The sequence below is a fragment of the Hwanghaeella sp. genome (assembly GCF_965227365.1).
Taxonomy (GTDB): Bacteria; Pseudomonadota; Alphaproteobacteria; order UBA8366; family Aestuariispiraceae; genus Hwanghaeella.
Genome location: NZ_OZ245754.1, coordinates 1939047 through 1957492, shown reverse-complemented (window position 1 = coordinate 1957492; position 18446 = coordinate 1939047). Strand labels below are relative to the sequence as shown.

At 59.5% G+C, this 18446-nt stretch carries 17 protein-coding genes; 8 read left to right on the top strand and 9 right to left on the bottom strand.

The genetic code is table 11. From position 1 onward, the window contains the following. Positions 1–123 precede the first annotated feature (123 nt). The 3 genes from ACQK2G_RS08910 to ACQK2G_RS08900 all read left to right on the top strand — a co-directional run bounded on the left by ACQK2G_RS08910 (position 124) and on the right by ACQK2G_RS08900 (position 3790). Entirely contained in the window at positions 124–1227 is a 1104-nt protein-coding gene (locus ACQK2G_RS08910; RefSeq protein ID WP_425404678.1) for a TRAP transporter substrate-binding protein, read from the top strand. Between the two features lie 210 nt (positions 1228–1437). Beyond that, positions 1438–1980 (top strand): TRAP transporter small permease subunit, encoded by a 543-nt coding sequence (locus tag ACQK2G_RS08905; protein ID WP_425404677.1) that lies wholly within the window; start codon positions 1438–1440, stop codon positions 1978–1980. A gap of 1 nt (position 1981) precedes the next feature. Further along, entirely contained in the window at positions 1982–3790 is a 1809-nt protein-coding gene (locus ACQK2G_RS08900; RefSeq protein ID WP_425404676.1) for a TRAP transporter large permease, read from the top strand. 49 nt (positions 3791–3839) lie between these two features. Here ACQK2G_RS08900 and ACQK2G_RS08895 read toward each other — a convergent pair whose 3' ends face one another. Further along, positions 3840–4307, bottom strand: coding sequence for an Lrp/AsnC family transcriptional regulator (locus ACQK2G_RS08895; RefSeq protein WP_425404675.1), 468 nt, complete (start codon positions 4305–4307; stop codon positions 3840–3842). Positions 4308–4837: 530 nt separating this feature from the next. Here ACQK2G_RS08895 and ACQK2G_RS08890 point away from each other — a divergent pair. Then, positions 4838–6715 (top strand): VPLPA-CTERM sorting domain-containing protein, encoded by a 1878-nt coding sequence (locus ACQK2G_RS08890; protein WP_425404674.1) that lies wholly within the window; start codon positions 4838–4840, stop codon positions 6713–6715. Positions 6716–6786: 71 nt separating this feature from the next. Here ACQK2G_RS08890 and ACQK2G_RS08885 read toward each other — a convergent pair whose 3' ends face one another. From ACQK2G_RS08885 to ACQK2G_RS08865, 5 genes are all read right to left on the bottom strand, one after another. Next, entirely contained in the window at positions 6787–7182 is a 396-nt protein-coding gene (locus ACQK2G_RS08885) for a cupin domain-containing protein (protein ID WP_425404673.1), read from the bottom strand. A gap of 83 nt (positions 7183–7265) precedes the next feature. Beyond that, positions 7266–7697, bottom strand: a complete 432-nt coding sequence (locus ACQK2G_RS08880) for a nuclear transport factor 2 family protein (RefSeq protein WP_425404672.1) — start codon at positions 7695–7697, stop codon at positions 7266–7268. A gap of 33 nt (positions 7698–7730) precedes the next feature. Beyond that, positions 7731–9959 (bottom strand): DNA topoisomerase IV subunit A, encoded by a 2229-nt coding sequence (gene parC / locus ACQK2G_RS08875; RefSeq protein ID WP_425404671.1) that lies wholly within the window; start codon positions 9957–9959, stop codon positions 7731–7733. A 119-nt stretch (positions 9960–10078) separates the two neighbouring features. After that, on the bottom strand, positions 10079–10786 hold the full coding sequence (gene recO / locus ACQK2G_RS08870) for a DNA repair protein RecO (protein WP_425404670.1): 708 nt from the start codon (positions 10784–10786) through the stop codon (positions 10079–10081). 57 nt (positions 10787–10843) lie between these two features. Further along, positions 10844–11482, bottom strand: coding sequence for a cation transporter (locus ACQK2G_RS08865; protein WP_425404669.1), 639 nt, complete (start codon positions 11480–11482; stop codon positions 10844–10846). Positions 11483–11565: 83 nt separating this feature from the next. On the opposite strand from ACQK2G_RS08865, the gene ACQK2G_RS08860 reads away from it, so the two are divergent. From ACQK2G_RS08860 to cydB, 3 genes are all read left to right on the top strand, one after another. After that, positions 11566–12057: a MerR family transcriptional regulator gene (locus ACQK2G_RS08860; RefSeq protein ID WP_425404668.1), complete on the top strand. Its 492-nt coding sequence runs from the start codon at positions 11566–11568 to the stop codon at positions 12055–12057. A gap of 178 nt (positions 12058–12235) precedes the next feature. Then, positions 12236–13657 (top strand): cytochrome ubiquinol oxidase subunit I, encoded by a 1422-nt coding sequence (locus tag ACQK2G_RS08855; protein WP_425404667.1) that lies wholly within the window; start codon positions 12236–12238, stop codon positions 13655–13657. Positions 13658–13668: 11 nt separating this feature from the next. After that, a complete protein-coding gene (cydB, locus tag ACQK2G_RS08850; RefSeq protein ID WP_425404666.1) occupies positions 13669–14673 on the top strand; it encodes a cytochrome d ubiquinol oxidase subunit II in 1005 nt (334 codons plus the stop codon). Positions 14674–14831: 158 nt separating this feature from the next. Here the strand turns inward: cydB and ACQK2G_RS08845 are convergent, their stop codons facing one another. Next, entirely contained in the window at positions 14832–16118 is a 1287-nt protein-coding gene (locus ACQK2G_RS08845) for a hypothetical protein (protein WP_425404665.1), read from the bottom strand. Positions 16119–16201: 83 nt separating this feature from the next. Next, entirely contained in the window at positions 16202–16765 is a 564-nt protein-coding gene (locus ACQK2G_RS08840) for a hypothetical protein (RefSeq protein ID WP_425404664.1), read from the bottom strand. 170 nt (positions 16766–16935) lie between these two features. Between ACQK2G_RS08840 and ACQK2G_RS08835 the strand changes: the two genes are divergently transcribed. Beyond that, on the top strand, positions 16936–17394 hold the full coding sequence (locus tag ACQK2G_RS08835; protein WP_425404663.1) for a hypothetical protein: 459 nt from the start codon (positions 16936–16938) through the stop codon (positions 17392–17394). Between the two features lie 7 nt (positions 17395–17401). Here the strand turns inward: ACQK2G_RS08835 and ACQK2G_RS08830 are convergent, their stop codons facing one another. Continuing rightward, entirely contained in the window at positions 17402–18445 is a 1044-nt protein-coding gene (locus ACQK2G_RS08830; protein WP_425404662.1) for an HD-GYP domain-containing protein, read from the bottom strand. Position 18446 lies beyond the last annotated feature (1 nt).

Here is an 18446-nt window from a genome sequence, read left to right as displayed (position 1 = left end):
GGTGAGTGTTGAGCAAACATCCACAATGTACTGGGGGAAGGGTTCCATATCCTGCCACTGTATCGCGGGTCTCGGGCAAACCGGCTCAACAAACCTGAATCGATAACTGGGAGATTTAAGTCCATGAAACGTCGTCAATTTCTGAAGGGCGCGACTGCCGTCGCCGGCGCCGCCGCTGCGGTGTCCACCCTCGCCTCTCCGGCCATCGCGCAGGGCAAGCGCGAGCTGAAACTGGTCACCACCTGGCCGAAGAACTTCCCGGGCCTCGGCACCGGCGCGCAGCGCTTCGCTGACAGCGTGACCGCCGCGACGGATGGCCGCCTGACGGTCAAATTGTTCGCCGCCGGCGAACTGGTTCCGCCGTTCGAAAGCTTCGACGCCGTCTCCACCGGCGCCGCCGACATGTATCACGGCGCGGAGTACTACTGGCAGGGCAAGCACAAGGCCTACAACTTCTTCACCGCGGTTCCCTTCGGCTTCACCGCCAACGAAATCGACGCCTGGATCTACTACGGCGGCGGTCAGGAACTGTGGGACGAACTGGGTGAGCAGTTCAACATCAAGGGCCTGCCTTGCGGCAACACCGGGGTCCAGATGGGCGGCTGGTTCAACAAGGAAATCAAGTCCCTGGAAGACTTCAAGGGCCTGAAAATCCGTATGCCGGGCCTTGGTGGCGAAGTCCTTCGCCGCATCGGCGCCTCCGCGATTGCGCTGCCGGGTGGGGAAATCTTCCCGTCGCTGCAGTCGGGCGCCATCGACGCCACCGAATGGGTCGGTCCCTGGAACGATCTCGCCTTCGGTTTCTACAAGGTCACCAAGTACTACTACTGGCCGGGCTTCCATGAGCCGGGTTCGTCGCTGGCCGTCGGCATCAACGGTGACGTTTGGAAGAGCTTCTCCGACGCCGACAAGGCGCTCGTCCAGGCTTGCGCCGCGGGCGAAAACAACCGTTCCTACGCCGAATTCAACGCCCGCAACAACGACGCGTTGACCACGCTGGTCAAGAAGCATGGCGTCCAAATGCGTCAAATGCCGGAAGACGTCCTGAACGCGATCGGTGAGGCCTCCGGTCAGGTGGTTGCCGAAGTCGCGCAGGTCGACGACATCAGCAAGCGCATCTACGAAAGCTTCATCGCTTTCCGCCGCCAGTCCATCGCTTGGTCGAAGATTTCCGACCAGGCTTACTGGAATGCGCGTCTGCTGCCGTTCAAGTACGAACAAGGCTAAGCACGCACTTCGTGCTCAAAGGATCGGGGTCCGTGCCAACATGGTACGGACCCCTTTTCTTAAAGGTCCGGAACGACACGCCAGCCGTGCCACCAATCGCCGCATGGTCAAAGTTTGATCGGCGGCGGCTTGAAAGCACGGTATTCCGCGCCTTAGAAAGACTGTAGACATAGAGTGAACAACCGGGCGGAGGCGCCCAGGGGGATTGCGGTGAACGCACTGACGCGCATTGCGCGGTTAATCGACAACTTCAACCAGGCACTCGGCATGTCGGTCGCCTGGATGGCCATGCTGATGGTCCTGGTTCAGTTCGCGGTCGTGGTACTGCGTTACATATTCGGTTACGGGTCGATCTTCATGCAGGAATCGATCCTGTATCTGCACGGCTTCGTCTTCATGTTGGGCGCGTCCTACGCCTTGCTGCACGACGGCCATGTTCGTGTGGATATCTTCTATCGTGAAGCCAGCCCGCAGACGAAGGCGAAGATCGACATTTTCGGTGTCCTCTTCTTCCTGATCCCGGTCTGTACCGCGCTTTTGATCTACACCCTTCCTTATGTCCAGAATTCCTGGGCCCAGTTGGAAGGATCGAACGAGACAAGCGGCATTCCAGCGCGTTTCATCCTGAAAACGACGATCCCCGTTTTCTGCGTTCTGATGTCCTTGCAGGGCATCTCCATCGTAATCCATTCCCTGAACATCCTGGCGGGCCGCGAAACGGCCAAGACCGGCGAAGAGCACGAGGGCATCTGACATGTTGGCGGAATTTCTCGATCTCTTGATGTTCGCGGTGGCCTGCGTCTTCCTGATGCTGGGCTTTCCCGTTGCTTTCACCCTGGCCGGCACCGGCCTACTATTCGCCTTGATCGGCTGGTCCCTCGGCGTATTCGACATGTCCTATGTAAGCGCCCTGCCGAACCGCGTTTTCGGTAACGCCATCTGGAACGAAGTGCTGCTTGCCGTGCCGCTGTTCGTCTTCATGGGCGTGATGCTGGAGCGGTCGAAGGTCGCCGAAGAACTGCTCGATACGATGGGCAAGCTTTTCGGTTCCCTCCGCGGCGGTGTCGGTTACTCCGTCACGATCGTGGGGATGCTGTTGGCGGCATCCACCGGCATCGTCGGCGCAACGGTCGTCACCATGGGGCTGCTTTCCCTGCCGACCATGTTGCGGCGGAATTATTCCCCCTCGCTTGCCTGCGGGTCGATTTGCGCGGCCGGTACTTTGGGCCAGATCATTCCTCCGTCCATCGTGCTGGTCATCCTGGGCGATCAGATCTCGAACGCCTATGTCGACGCGCAGCGTGAAGCCGGGAACTGGTCACCCGAACCGGTATCCGTCGGCGACTTGTTCGCCGGCGCCTTGATCCCGGGCCTGATGCTGGTCGGCTTCTATCTGCTCTATCAGATCCTGACCGCCTGGCTTCGCCCTGAAACCTCGCCCGCCATCCCGGCGGAGGAACTGGCGGAAGAAAACATGGGTGCCAAGGTTCTGCACGCCCTGGTCCCGCCTGTGGTCCTGATCGTGGCGGTTCTTGGTTCGATCCTGGCCGGGGTCGCCACCCCGACCGAAGCCGCGGCCGTCGGTGCTGTCGGTGCGACCCTCCTGGCAGGCCTTCGCGTCAAGGAACTCAACATGGAATACGTCATGTTGACCGAGAAACCGGTGAAATTCGGCACCTTCAGCCGCACCGTAGGCGCAGCCCTGATCGGCTTCCTGCTCGGCGCTATCGTGGTGAACGAGTTGGTCGAAGGGGAAGCACCGCGCTGGATCGGCGGTGTGGTCACGGCCGTGGTCTTCGCATTCATGACCCGTGTCGGGGGCATGCGTGGAATTCTGTCCGCATTGGACGCGAGAGGTAATTCTCCGGTTTACATCGCGGCCCTCTCCCTTGTTGTCATGCTGTTCCTGGCGAACACGGTGGATCTTCGCATCCTGCGGGAGGAAATTCCGGCGAGCGATTTGGCTGCGATCATCGCCTGTGCGGCGGGCGGACTGCTCCTGGCTTGGGGCATTCTCGTCTCGCTATGGCGTGTTTGGGCTGCGGGCATCCTGCGCATGGTCAACCGCGGCACGATGGAAATCAGCGCAATGGTCTTCACCATCCTGATCGGTGCGGCCCTGTTCAGTCTGGTTTTCCGCGGCCTCGGCGGAGACGACCTGGTGCACGAATTCCTGACCGGTCTGCCCGGTGGCGAATTCGGCGCGATCCTGGTGGTCATGATCGTGATGTTCGTCCTGGGCTTCTTCCTCGACTTCATCGAGATCACCTTCGTGGTTGTCCCGATCGTCGCCCCGGTCCTATTGGCCAACGACTTCATCAGCCCGGTCTGGCTGGGCGTCATGATGGCGATGAACCTGCAAACCTCGTTCCTGACGCCGCCTTTCGGTTTCGCGTTGTTCTATCTTCGCGGCGTGGCACCGCCGGAAGTCAGCACGATGGATATCTATCGCGGGGTCGCGCCATTCGTGCTGATCCAGATCATCGCGCTCTGCATCCTGGCGTACTTCCCGGAACTGGCAAATTGGTTGCCGCAGGTCATCTTCGGATCGACCTTCGTCTAACCGACTTCTAGATCGACACGGAAAAGGCCCCCGGTTTCGGGGGTCTTTTTCATTCTGCGACGACGGGAACGTTGAGGCCGACCTTCTTCCTGCTCATAACGACCGACGTCCGGAAGCGCCGTACGTTCGCATCGTCGAAAAAGAGGCGGTGCGTGAGCCTCTCGAAATCCTCGATGTCGCGCGCGGTACAAACCAGGCAGAAATCCGCCTCCCCGGTGATGTAGTAGCATTGCTGCACATTTGGGTCGGCCGTGACACGACGCGTGAACTGGTCGATCTGGTCAAGTCGCTCCCGCTCCAGCTCAACCATCACGACCAAAGTCATGCCCTGACCGACTTTGGCGGGATCGACCAGGACAACCTCCTGCGCGATGGTCCCATCCTCCCTCATTCTCTTCAGGTGCCGCTGGACCGTGGCCGTCGAGAGTCCGGTCATCTCGGCGAGCGCCTCGAGACCTGTCCGCGCATCCTTCTGAAGCGCGTTGAGAATCATCGCATCCGTGGAAGTGATCTCCATCTGCCAGAAATCCCAAAAATTCGAAAATTTTTCTCACTTAGCTATGTTCTTTGGCCTGACGAAGTCAACATTCCCTTCTAGCTTCACGGCATGACGTTTACGTCGCACATGCTCGGATGCCGGCGCACTTCACCGGCTCGACCTAGGATCGGCGTATGGAAGTTTTGGACGCGTAATCAGATGATACGGGTCGGGCGTCACCGGTTTGAGGAGTTCAGGCGACGACGCGGGTAACCGCTCCTGTTCGCTTCCAATTACCCAATACCGGGAAGAAACCCGAGCTCATTTTTTGACCTTTTATGCTCCCATCGGATTGCCCTCAATCCGATGCGATTACCTGTGAGAACGTCAGACACTTCAAACCTATCCCTGCATTAACAATGACTTAAAACATATCAACATACATCGACGTCTGGCAGGAATCTGCTGGGTGATTGGCAGATACATTACGAAAATATTGTGAATAATTGCTTGTGAAAAATGGGAACCAACGGCGGGTTTCCGGAAACATCACTATTGAGGGTATGTCCATGTATTTCCGCAAATGCTTTCTAGCCGCATCTGTTTCCTTGCTCGCATTCGGCTCCACTATGGGAAGCGGAATTGCCGGCACCATCACCTTCAACACCACGACCAACACCTTCACTCAATCGTTGGACTCAGGCTCGACATTCGAGAGCAGCGGTGGACCGACGGTAACGACCGAGAACGGCATCCGCGTCTTCACCTTCGACCGCATCGAGATACAGTCCGACACGGTCACGGTCATAGGCGATGCGCCGCTCATCGTTCGGTCCCGCACGAACATGTTGGTCGACAACGCCGACGTCGTAGTCGTGCCGGGTAATGCCGGCGGGGGAGCAGGCGGCAGCGGAGGCGCCGGTGGAAGCGGAGGCACTGGCGGATCCGGAGGAGATGGCGGTGACGGCGGCGCCGGCGGCGGCCTGGAATTAGCCGCTGGAAAAAGAGGTGAATCGGGCGCTGACGGCGCCGACGGTGCGGTGTCGACCGGCGGCAGTTCTGGCGGACTAGGATTTGGCGGCTCGGAGCGGGCCCTGGGCGGCTCCGCTGTCCGCAACAATGCAGATGGCGGCGCTGGGGGCTTTCGGGGCGCCGGCGGCAACCAGGCCGCTGGAACAAATGGATCCAGTGGCGACGACGGCGATGACGGCCAGAATGGCAGAAACGGGCTTGGCGGCACGAACGCTGGGACCGGCCGCGCAATAACCGCCGGTGCGGGCGGCGGCGGCGGATCCGGCGGAAACGGCGGCGGTGGTGGCGGCGGCGGAGGTGGCGGCGGAGGCGGCTCTGAAAGTCCGGGGACGATATTCAGTCCCGCGCAGCCCGACGGCGTGGAAGGCGGCCCTGGAGGAAAAGGCGGCAATGGCGGCGATGGCGGACGTGGCGGTGACGGCGGCGCCGGCGGCGGCGCTGTCGCCTTCGAAGCGCTGGGTCTGCTGCGCGTCGTTGATTCTATCCTGACGGCGAATGGCGGCAATGGCCAATTCGGTACTTCGGCATCCAACACCGCGAATGCCGGGAAGTCCGGATTGGTCGCACGGGTAACCGATGAGGACGGGGAAGCCGGTGGCGCGGGGGGCACCGGCGGCGACGGCGGTCTCGGCGGGGATGGCGGCCAGGGCGGGGGCGGCGCCGCCGGCACCGTGAAACTCTCAGCCTCCCTCCTGGACATCGACCGCGGTTCTTCCGGGCCGAACAAAATAAACACCATCCAGGGCGGCGGCTCCCTTTTCGGAGGGATCGGCGACCCGGGCCGGGTCATTTTTGAAACCAACGCGGCCGTCGAATTGAGTAATGTCTCGATCCTGGGAGCCATTGGTGTCCAGACCTTCAGCGGCCCGCGGGACTTCAACGAATTCATCCTGGGCGATGTCGAAACCCCGTTTATGCTGCTGAGCCAGGAGTCGAGTTTCGACTCCGCCGTCGGGCTTTCCGGATTTCTGTCCGATACGTTGGCCACGGATCTTTTTGATCAGGGGCTGCTCAGCGGTGTACCGAATAACGCCAAGGCTGCTCTCTTGCGGCTGGATAGCGGCTTCGGCGGCGGCGATTTTATCGGTTTCGATGTGCTGCTGTTCACGAACCTGACCGAGGATATTCTGACCGGCGCGGGTTTGGGCGTTGATCCATTGTCCGGCGGAACCGGCTTCCTGGCCGACCTTCCCTTGGACATGGCCGGCCTGTCGGTCTTCGCGACGCTGATCCCGGAGAACGGCACGACCTTCAGCGCGGCTTTCGACGGCGGCGGGATCTTCGACGTCGAGCTGGCCAATGGCGAGACCCAGTTCATCCTCTCCAACGTCACCGCGGTGCCCTTGCCCGCCACCCTCCCCCTGATGGGTATCGGGCTCGCAGGCCTATTCGTACTTCGACGACGGCGCCGCTAGTCACGGCGTAGAACGAAAAAAGGCCCGGAGTGATCCTCCCGGGCCTTTTTCTTCATTTGAGGTCATTCACCCTACGCGGGGTCTGTTCCGAATTCCGCGGGCGACGTGATTTCCAGCATCTCCACATCGTCGGAAAACTCGATCAGGTCGTGAACGATACCGGGTTTCTGATTCATGCAGGTCCCGGCCTTCAGAACCACTTCCCCTTCTCCTTCGAAATAGAATTTCGCCCAGCCTTTTAGGACATAGACCATCTGGAAGTTCAGGTCGTGGGAGTGCTTGCCGGTGCTGGTGCATTCCTTACCGGTCGGCCGGATGATATGGGCATGGAAATCGCCGTTCGTGGCGTCCTTGATGCCCAGGTCCCGGTATTCGAAATAGGGCCGCAAGCCATCGCCTTTGAATTCGGCATCCTCGGCATGCTGCACGTTGAATTTCCACGCGTCCTTCTTGAAGCCACCGTCCATGGCGTTTCCTCCAGCCTGTTGTCCGTACCGGCAAAGTCGCACCGGCCGCTATTGTCGAGGTAACAGGCTAGGGCCTCAGCGCGTCAGGATGCAACAGCAAGTTCGGCAAGACTGTTGGGATCCTGGGAGAAATGCACGTGACGAAACCGCCAGGCGCCGCGTTCCTTGCGCAACACGAAACTAGCACGCAGAACAACGTTCGAAAGATGCGGTTTCCGTATCGTCGCGATCATCAGTCCCGCACCGTCATCGGCATAGGCGCGAAAATCGGAGGCCTCGACCGGCGCAAAATCAATACGTCCTGCCCTATTCTGGTCGAAGCCTCGTTTGGCCTTCTTCAGAAAATCAGCGAGTCCCAGTGAATCCCGGTCGAATTCATGATCGAAATGAACGAAATCCCCATCTGTCACGTGCAAGGCACGCAGGCCCACCAGATCCCGACGCAAGTAACAGCCGAAATACGCCTCCATCAGGCGGCGGAAAACACCTTCCTCCTCCACGGAAACCAGGTTCATGCCAATCCCCTCAACCGGCAGCTGCGGAAAGCGCTAGGAAAACTTGTTCGAGCGCGGGAATCCGGGAGGCGGCATGCGTCCAGCGCCGGCCCGCTTGCCAGTCCATTCGACCAATTCCGTCTGGGTGCGAGTCCGGTCGCCCGATTTCCAGGTGAGCCCTTCTTCCTTGCTGAAGACCTTCACGTCGCTCATGCCGCCGTCGCGGTACTTCTGCAGGATGACCCCACGGCCGCGCGTCATGACCGGCATTTCCTCGATTCCGAAGACCAGCAGTTTCCGGTTCTCGCCGATCACCGCCACCATGTTCCCCTCAGCCGGCGTGCAGACAGCCGCTTCGGCATCGCCGGAAACATTGAGGATCTGTTTGCCCGCCCTGGTTTGCGCGACGACCTCCTTTTCCTCCACAAGGAAGCCCCGGCCGTCTGAACTGGCGACCAACAACCGCCGGTCCGGCGCAAAGATCATGATATTGACGATGTCCTGATCGTTCTTCAGGTCCAGTTGCAGGCGCAGCGGCTCACCATGTCCGCGCCCGCCCGGCAGCTTGTCGACACCAAGCGTATAGAAACGGCCATTGGTGGCGAATATAAGCAGTTTGTCGGTGGTCTGCGCCTGAATCTGGAACCGGGGCCCGTCCCCTTCCTTGAACTTGATGTCGGCGTCCTCGCCAAGATGCCCTTTCATGCCGCGCACCCAGCCCTTGGCGGATAGCACGACAGTGACCGGTTCGCGCTCGATCATCGCTTCCAACGGCACCACGACGGCCGTCGGCGCATCCCCGATATCCGTGCGGCGGCGGCCGAGTTCCGTCTCCTTGGCGAAGGTCTTCTTCAGTTTCGAAAGTTCACCGGAGATGGATTTCCACTGCAGGTCCTCGTCGCCCACCAGGGTCCGCAGTTCCGCCTGTTCGGCGGTCAGCTTTTCGTGCTCACCGCGAATTTCCATTTCTTCCAGCTTGCGAAGAGACCGCAGCCGCATATTCAGGATGGATTCCGCCTGAAGATCCGTCAGGTTGAAGGTCTTGATCAGCTCCTTCTTGGGCTCATCCTCTTCCCGGATGATACGGATCACCTCGTCCAGGTTCAGGTAGCAGACGAGATACCCTTCCAGGATTTCCAGGCGCCGGGCGATCTGGTCGAGACGATAGTTGCTCCGACGCAGCAGCACATCACGGCGGTGATCCAGGAACTCCCTCAAGGCGCCGCGCAGGTCCAGGACCTGGGGCACCTTCCCGCCCTCGGTCAGGACATTGAGATTGAGGGAGAAACGCGATTCCAGGTCGCTGGACCGGAACAGCGATTCCATCAGCACTTCCGGTTCCACGTTGCGCGACTTCGGCTCCAGGACGATGCGGACGTCTTCAGCCGACTCGTCGCGGATGTCGGCCAGCGCCGGGATTTTGCGGGCCTGGATCAGGTCCGCGATCCGCTCGATCAATTTCGCCTTCTGAACCTGGTAGGGGATTTCCGTGACGACGACCTGCCACAGACCGCCTTTCAGTTTTTCGACCTCCCAGCGCGCACGGATGCGGAAACTGCCCTTCCCCGTCCGGTAGGCCTCCATCACCGTCGCGCGGTCTTCGCACAACACACCGCCGGTCGGGAAGTCCGGGCCCGGCACCAATTCGACCAGTTTTTCGAAGGTCGCGTTCGGAGCTTTGATCAGGTGCTGCAGAGCGTCACAGAGTTCCGCCACATTATGCGGCGGAATGCTGGTCGCCATGCCGACCGCGATCCCCGAAGACCCGTTCGCCAGCAGGTTCGGGAAGGCCGCAGGAAGAACCATCGGTTCTTCGCCTTCCCCGTCATAGGTCGACCGGAAATCGACCGCATTCTCGTCGATCCCGTCCAGCAGCAGGCGCGCGACCTCGGTCATGCGTGCTTCGGTGTAACGCATCGCGGCCGCATTATCGCCGTCGATATTGCCGAAGTTCCCCTGCCCGTCGACCAGCGGATAACGGACCGCGAATTCCTGCGCCAAACGCACCATGGCGTCGTAGATCGCCTGATCGCCATGGGGGTGATACTTACCCATGACGTCGCCGACGATACGGGCGCATTTCTTGAACCCGGAATCGGGGTTGAGCTTCAATTCCCGCATCGCATGCAGCAGCCGCCGATGCACGGGCTTCAGCCCGTCGCGCACATCGGGCAGCGACCGGGACGTGATGGTGGACAGCGCATAGGCAAGATACCGCTCGGACAAGGCATCCGCGAGCGGGGTAATCTTAACTTCAGCCGCAGGTTCAGATGATGTGCTCATTATACAAACTCCCTACCACATATTGTATTTATCGTGGCCGGGAGAAACAATGCCGGAACCGGGATCAACGGCAAGATATCCACAGGTTTTTGCCGTCCGAACCGCCTGCCCAGCCGGATTCAGATGCGCCCTCTCTCGTCCGGCAAATGCCGGCCGGCGGGGGACATCACCATTTGATCGAGGAAAAATCCGGTAAGACGCAAGCCTTCCCTTATTTCGTCCGGATCGGGCACCCGGCCCGCTTCGGCGTCCTCCAGCAGGAAGGTCGGCAGTGGCAGCAGACGTTCCTTGTAAGGACCGGCAGCCTCTTCGCTAACCGCGCGACCGGTTTTCGGTGAGACATGGGTAAGGTTCTCGGTAACACCGGTGGCGGCGCAGGCACTGAGGTCCAAGCCATAGCCCAACGCCCCCAGCATCGCTGCTTCCCAACGGATATAGGTGGCGGCCCAATCCTCGTCACCCAAATGCCGCGTGAGCAGATCCATCAACTCGAACATCTCAAGCGCCGGCTGGCGTTCCGGCAAGGCGGTTTCCAGGATCGCGCAAGCGGATGTCAACGCAGCCAACCGGCCCGGATGAAGCAATAGCGGGGCGACACGGCTTTCAAGCGGTTCCACTGACAGGTTGCCGAGATGGTCGGCCAGACGCGCCCGCCAATCCGCGCGCACCAGATTGCCTGGTTGAAGAATTCCGCGCAGACGAGACGATCGCCCTCCGCGCACCAGCCCTGCATGCCGACCATGGGCGCGGGTGATCAACGAGACAATAGCCCCGTTCTCTCCGTGCTTCCTGACTTTCAGGACAATGCCGTCATCGCGCCATTCCATCCGCCTGCCTTAACAGAGTCAGGCCGAGGCTGGGAGGCCCAAAAGAAGCAACCGCTTCTATTCCGCCGCCGCCGGCCCGTTCGCACGGCTTTCCGACCGTTCCTGCAGGGCTTGTTTCAGGATCTGAACGGCCGACCATAGGAACAATCCGGCCATCAGGCCGGCGACGATCAAGTCCGGCCAGGCGGTATTCGTCAGAGCAACACCGCCCGCGGCCGCCATCACCGCCACATTACCGATCGCGTCGTTTCGGCTGCACAGCCAGACAGACCGCACATTCGCATCCCCATCCCTGTATTTCATCAGGACAAGCACACTGGTCAGGTTCGCGGCCAACGCCAGAAAACCGATCGCCCCCATGACCGGCGCGTTCGGGATGCCAAGGATCACGACGTGATAAAGCGTCGAACCGAAGACCCAGAGCCCCATCACCGCAAGGCTGATCCCCTTGAAGAGCGCCGCGGTCGAACGGGCGCGCAAGGACATGCCGATAACGGCCAGACTTATCCCATAAGTCAGGCTATCGCCCAGGAAGTCGAGGGCATCTGCCTGCAAGGCCTGGGATCCTGCCAACGCGCCGGCGGCCATTTCCACGAAGAACATGATCCCGTTGATCGCAATAACGATCCACAAGGCGCGTCGATACCCTTTCGAAAGGCCGTCGAATTTGGTTTCACCACCGCAACAGGCACCCATTTCGGCAATCTTTCCGGTTTCTTGCAATTGGACAGCCTAAACCTAATGTCTACAGTAACTGTAGCTTCAAGGGGTAAATCGATTTGTCCGGGAAGTTTTTTGGCGAGAACGGTTCTTCGACGGCCAACGCCGCGCTTGACCTGACCATCGGCCGCGTCGCTGATGCGGCCGATTGCAAGGTCCAGACGATCCGTTATTACGAACAAATCGGTCTTGTGCCGACGCCACCCAGAACAGCCGGCAATCAGCGTCGATACAGTCAAGCCGATGTCGACCGACTCTTGTTCATCCGCCACGCAAGGGGACTCGGCTTCCCACTCGAGGCGGTTCGCGACCTGCTCAGCCTTTCAGACCGGCCCGACCATTCATGCCGGGCCGCCGACAAGATCGCGCGGGCGCAACTAGCCAATGTCGAACATCGAATTCGTCGGCTCGCGTCCTTGAAACTCGAATTGGAAAGGATGATCACGCAATGTTCGGGTGGGCAAATTTCCGATTGCCGCGTGATCGAGGCTTTGAGCGATCATTCCAGATGTGCCGCAGAAGATCATGAGGACCCGACAGCCAGCCACTGAACGCTCCCCTGCGTCAGCCCGCCACATTAGGGAGGGTGACTTTGTCACAGCCCCTGCTTCTACTGATATGCTGAGATTGATTTATTCTAGTTCGTAACCGACCCAGAGACTTTTGTCCTGGGGTCGCTTAAAATCAGTGTCCGCCGAATTGCCGACGGCGGGAGAAAAGGCACGTCCCATGACCGACCTGTTTACCGCGACGGAACTGGCGCGCATGCAGTTCGCCTTTACCGTTTCGGCCCATATCATATTTCCGGCCTTCACCATCGGCTTGGCGAGTTACCTCGCCGTCCTGGAAGGGTTATGGCTTTGGACCGGAGAAGACCGGTACATGCGCGTTTTCCAGTACTGGAAAACGATTTTCGCCGTTGTCTTCGGAATGGGCGTCGTCTCCGGCATCGTCATGAGCTATCAATTCGGTACGAACTGGTCGGTATTCGCGGATATGACCGGGCCGATCCTCGGTCCGCTCATGGGATATGAAGTTCTCTCCGCCTTCTTCCTGGAAGCAGGGTTTCTTGGCGTGATGCTGTTCGGCATGAAACGCGTGGGCCCCCGCCTCCACTTTCTCGCGACCTTGATGGTGGCGGTCGGCACGTTGTTTTCCGCATTCTGGATCTTGTCCGTGAATTCCTGGATGCAAACGCCTGCCGGCTACGGCATCAACGAAGCGGGTCAGTTCGTACCCACCGATTGGGTCGCGGCGATCTTCAACCCTTCCTTCCCCTATCGTCTGGTTCACATGGTTCTCGCAGCCTATCTGACGACGGCCTTCGTGGTCGGAGCGGTCGGTGCCTGGCACCTGTTGAAGGATCGAACGGACAAGGCGGCGCGTACCATGTTCTCAATGGCCATGTGGATGGCGCTGATCGTGGCGCCATTGCAGGTCGTCGCAGGGGATTTCCACGGCTTGAATACCTTGGAACACCAACCGGCCAAGGTCGCGGCCATGGAGGGACATTACGAAACGCATCAAGGCGCACCGTTGATCTTATTCGGAATTCCCGACGACGAGGCAGAGGAGACCCGCTTTGCACTGGAGATCCCCAATCTGGGTTCTCTCATCCTGACCCATGAGTGGGATGGCGAGGTGCGGGGTTTGACCGCGTTCCCGAAGGAAGACCGTCCCCCGGCTGAGATCGTGTTCTGGAGTTTTCGGATCATGGTCGCCCTTGGCTTTGCGATGGTCGGTATCGGCTTATGGAGCGCCTGGTCGCGTTTTCGAAGAACACTCTATGACGCATCAATGCTCCACAGAATGTCCGTCCTGATGGGACCGTCGGGTTTCCTCGCCGTCCTGGCCGGATGGGTTACCACGGAGGTCGGGCGGCAACCCTGGACGGTCCAGGGGCTACTGCGCACCGCGGACAGCACATCGCCCATCGAGGCGGCGGCCGTCGGTGCCTCCCTTATCGCTTTCATCGTCGTCTATTTCACGGTCTTCGGGGCCGGGACTTTTTATGTCATCCGGCTGATGGGCAAACGCCCAGGCGGCGAAGACGCCAATAGTGATGCAGAGAAACGCGGCGTTGTTCGCGCCGCCGGTTTGGGATCGGGGGCATCCATCCTGGATACACCGTCCAAGCACCAATCGGCCTGACGAGGAACGACATGGAACTCGACCTACCTTTCATCTGGGCCGGACTGATTGCCTTTGCGGTCCTCGCATACATCGTATTGGACGGTTTCGACCTGGGTGTCGGTATTCTCTTTCCCTTTTTGAAAACCACCCATGACCGCGATATCGCGATGAATTCCGTCGCCCCGGTCTGGGATGGAAACGAAACCTGGCTGGTTCTGGGCGGCGGCGGACTCTTCGCGGTCTTTCCACTCGCTTATGCGACCATCCTGCCGGCGCTCTACGCACCGCTCACCGCAATGCTTCTGGGACTTGTCTTCCGCGGCGTTTCCTTTGAGTTCAGGGCACGGGCTGAACGCAGCAGGATCATCTGGGATATCGGTTTCTTTGGCGGGTCGACCCTGGCCGCCTTCTCGCAAGGCATCGCACTCGGCGCCCTGGTACAGGGCATCGCCGTCGACGACCGTGCCTATGCGGGCGGTTGGTGGGATTGGTTGACGGCGTTCAGCCTGATTACCGGTGTTGCCCTATGTGTCGGCTATGCCCTGCTGGGCGCGACATGGTTGGTGATGAAGACCCAGGGCAGCGTGGCACGCACGGCTCGGCGCGCCAGTTGGCCCCTCGCCATCGGCACCCTGTCCCTGATCGCCGCCGTCAGCGTTTGGACGCCGATGTTGGACCCGGCCTACCTCACCCGTTGGTTCTCCTGGCCGGGCGTTTTATTCAGCGTTCTGGTGCCGGCCCTCGTCGCGATCTGTGCATGGTATCTCTTCCGGGGACTTACGGAACACCGGGATCACTGGCCTTTTCTCGCCACACTAGGAATTTTCATCCTGTGTTTCTGCGGCATCGGGATCAGTTTCTATCCGACGATTGTGCCCCCCGGCATTACGATTTGGGAGGCAGCAGGGCCCGATGAAAGCCTTGGTTTCATGTTGGTTGGCGCCGCAATCCTGTTACCGATCATCCTGGCCTATACCGGATACGCCTACTGGGTTTTCCGCGGCAAGGTCGATCCCGATGAAGGGTATCATTAATGTCCCGGGAAGAGACACGCGAGCGTCAAAAACCGCTGAGCAAAATCTTGTGGTTCATCGCCTTGTGGGCTGCCGGTGTCGCGGCCATCGGCGCGGTGGGATATGCCGTGCGACTCGTCATCGGTCCGTAGAACATCGCAGACAAAAGGATATGCAGCTCAATACGGGGATTCACCTTTGTAAGCGATAGCGCTCTTGACGATATCGTTGATGTTATCGACTGATTTTTCCGGCTTGTTTTTCTTTTTCAACGCATCATGTCCTGCGGCGGTGTCCATGCCACGGGATTCCATGACACGCTTGTAGAGCGCTTCGTCCAGGCTGTCGTCCATCCAGGAATGCATTTCCTTCACCAGTCGCCCGCGCAGCGACATCAGGTTGTCACCGCCACGAATGATGTGGCTGACCTCGTCTTCCACTTCCACGGTCGGGCTCGGCATTTCCCGCAGAATGAAACCAATCAGTTTTTCCCTCTCGTCCCGGTCTTCGGGGCCGAGCGCCATCCATCGCGTCGCATGGCTGGCCCATCCGTCCAAGGCATAGGAAATCTTGATCCGTTCCCGCGCGATGATGTCCAACAGGTCCTTGTAGCGTTTGTCCGAAACATAAAAGTCCTCCGACAACAAAGCGTTCTGGATATGCATCGCGCGCGCCTTCGCATATTCGGCGAAGGTCCGGACGTTGATATCGATGACGTGGATTGCGTCGCGGGCTTCCTGGATCGCCGTTTCCCCATACTCCATGAGTTCCGCATGGAAGGTTTCCAGCAAACCCAACTGGCGGCTCAAGTAGCCGACATCCCTGCTTTCGTCATGGGTGACAATGGAGCAGATCGGCGCCGCGAAGGTGCTGAGGACGTCGAGGCGTTCCTGCAGCAGCTCTCTCGTCATTCCCACTTCACGGGAAACGGTTCGAGCAAGAACTCGCACCAACCGCGTGAGGGAATCGCGTGATTCCTCCGCCAGCGTTTTCAGAACGCGATGGTCCACGCGGCGGAATTCCTCGATACCGATCTGTTCGGAATAGTTCCGCCCAAACATGGCCAATATCTCGAGAAACGCGTTCTGGCTGTCGATACGGGATATCTCAAGTTCATTTTCGGCGAGCTTGCGCCCCACTTCATCGCCGAATTGCTTGTCGATCTCCAAACGGACGTCACGCATCATGATCGGATCCAGATGGCCGCCTGTATGGGTGCGGCGCTGTTCGACCGACATATGCAGCATCTCATCACGACGGTTCAGGGTGCACCATCGCGGAACGTCCATAAACGGCATGACCAGGTCGTTGCTTGAGGAATGGTCGCGGCCGCTCCAGTTCGGGATCAGGGCTTCATAATCGTCGAGTTCGACCCTGGGCGTCCGGCAACGGCACAATTCGACCGCGCGCGTCTGAAATCCGACATAGACGCCGCGGTCCTCAAACGACTTGTACCGTACGCTCATTCCCAAGCCCTTCTCACCGGCAGCGGCGCCGCCGATTGAGTATGTGCACGTTCACACGCCCTTGTCCAAGACCTAACCGCCGGTCATGGTTCTTCACCGGGGCGGATCCTGTAGAGGTAAACCGGGCTGCGGAAGACATCCCGCGCGGTCACCTTTGCTTCGGGTTTCAAGCCTGGCCAGGCGAAGGTCGCGGAAACGACGCGACAGCCTGCCGGTAGCCTTTCCTGCAAGACCGGCGCAATCCGGGCCAGTGTTTCGCCCGACAGGTAACAGACCGCCGCGGCGGCATCGGACAACTCCGCCTGCGAGAGATCCTGCCGTCGGAATTGCAAATTGGCCGGCCCCAGCAACCTGCGCGCGGTCTCCGCGGCGAGCCAGGGAACAAAACTGCGTTCGAGGGCAATGACGACGCGGTCCGGATTGGCGCGCGCCAAGGCCTGAGCAAGACCGCCCCAGCCGCTTCCAAGCTCGTAAATAGCACCTTCACCGATATCGGCGGATGCGAGCATTTCGACAATTGTCCGCCGCAAGGCCGGCCCGGAGGGCGTCGGCGGGGAGCCCGTCCGCAAGGTCGTGATCAGAATCGAAATGCTGGTCACGAATAGAACAGCGACGCTGATAAGAAAAATGACGATCTCAACCGACATGCTTCAACCGAGTTGGAGTTGGCATCTTTATTTACGAAAAACCCTTATTTTCCTTAGCTTTCAAGCATTCTGAAATATTGCTCAAAAGTTCCGAAGTAAAACGCATCATAAATTTACTTGCGGTCGAAATACAGGCTGCACATAGTTTTTCCCGAGAGAGGGAGAGGAGCATGACGACCGATACGAGCCGGCTGAAGCTGGTAATGGAACAGAAGATAGAAGCCGAACTGACGCGTTTGAGCGAGTTGGCTGATATTTGCGTCTTCGCGTTATACGACCCGGCGCGGCCAGACGGCGATCCGATAGATTTCTATTGCGTCGACCGTCGGGACAAATCCGCTGTCCGTCCGCCGCTGTCCCTTTCCTTCGAAGGTGTCGGCGTCTGGTACTTCGCTTTTCGTCGCGGGGAAACCTTTAGCGTCCGAAAAGTCCTGCTGCGGATATCGGAGCACCGTTTCATCGACGCGCAAGTGGGTGATTTCGAAGGGTATTGGGAAGATTTCCCGCAATACGTCGCCGAAGACAGATGGGTCCAGGCAATCATTCGACGCAACGGTCCCGCGAATGCGAACGATACGGGTTCGGATGATCCGATACTGTTCCGTCCCGGCACGGCCTTGCGCGGCTAGATGGCCTTTACGCCGCCGCCTTCTCTTCCCAGCATTCCTTCAGGAAAACGATTTCATCGCGGATACCGATGAACAGTTCGACCAGACGCGGATCGAGATGTGTTCCCGCCGATTCCCGCAACGCGTCGAACGACTCGTCGATCGGCCAAGCCTTCTTATAAGGCCGATCCATTGTCCACGCATCGAAGACGTCGGCGATCGCGACGATGCGCGCCGCTTCTGGAATGTCATTTCCGGACAGGCCATGCGGATAACCGGTTCCGTCCCAGCGTTCATGATGGTGACGGGCAATATCGGCTGCCAGGACAAAGACAGGCGACGACCCCTTGCTCAGAATGTCATATCCGAGTTCGGCATGACGTTTCATGATCTCCCATTCCTCGGAATCCAATTTACCAGGTTTGCGTAAAATGGAATGCGGAATGCCGATCTTGCCCATGTCGTGCATGGTGGCGGCCAGTTCAAGCGTCGCGGAATCCTCGACATTCCACAATGCGGCCCGGGCCAGCGCCCCGGAATAGGCCGCCATTCGCCAGATATGAACACCGGTATCCGTGTCATTGTAATGGCCGGCCGCCCCCAGCATGCTGATGGCTTCGTGGTAGCTTTTCTCCAGCTTGCCGGTCGCCTCATGAACCTGCCGCCGATAACTCTCCTTCTGGTCCGCCAGGGCCAGATGGGTTCGGACACGCGCCTTGAGAATACGCGGCCGCACCGGTTTCGTGACGTAGTCGACAGCCCCCGCGACCAAGCCTTGCTCTTCCCCTTCCTGGTCCCCTCTCGCCGTAACAAAGATGACAGGGATCTGTGCGGTCTCCGGATTGGCGCGGAGTCTACGAATCACCTCGAATCCATCCATCTTCGGCATCATCACGTCGAGCAGGACCAGGTCCGGCTTGTGCTTCTGGATCACGCCGATGCCGTCTTCGCCGGAACGGGCGAAGACCATTCTGTATTCAGCTTTCAGGATATCGTTGATCAGCTGCAGGTTCGCCGGTTCGTCGTCGATCGCAGCAATTTTGGGCACTTTGGGGAGAGGAACGTCCGTCATA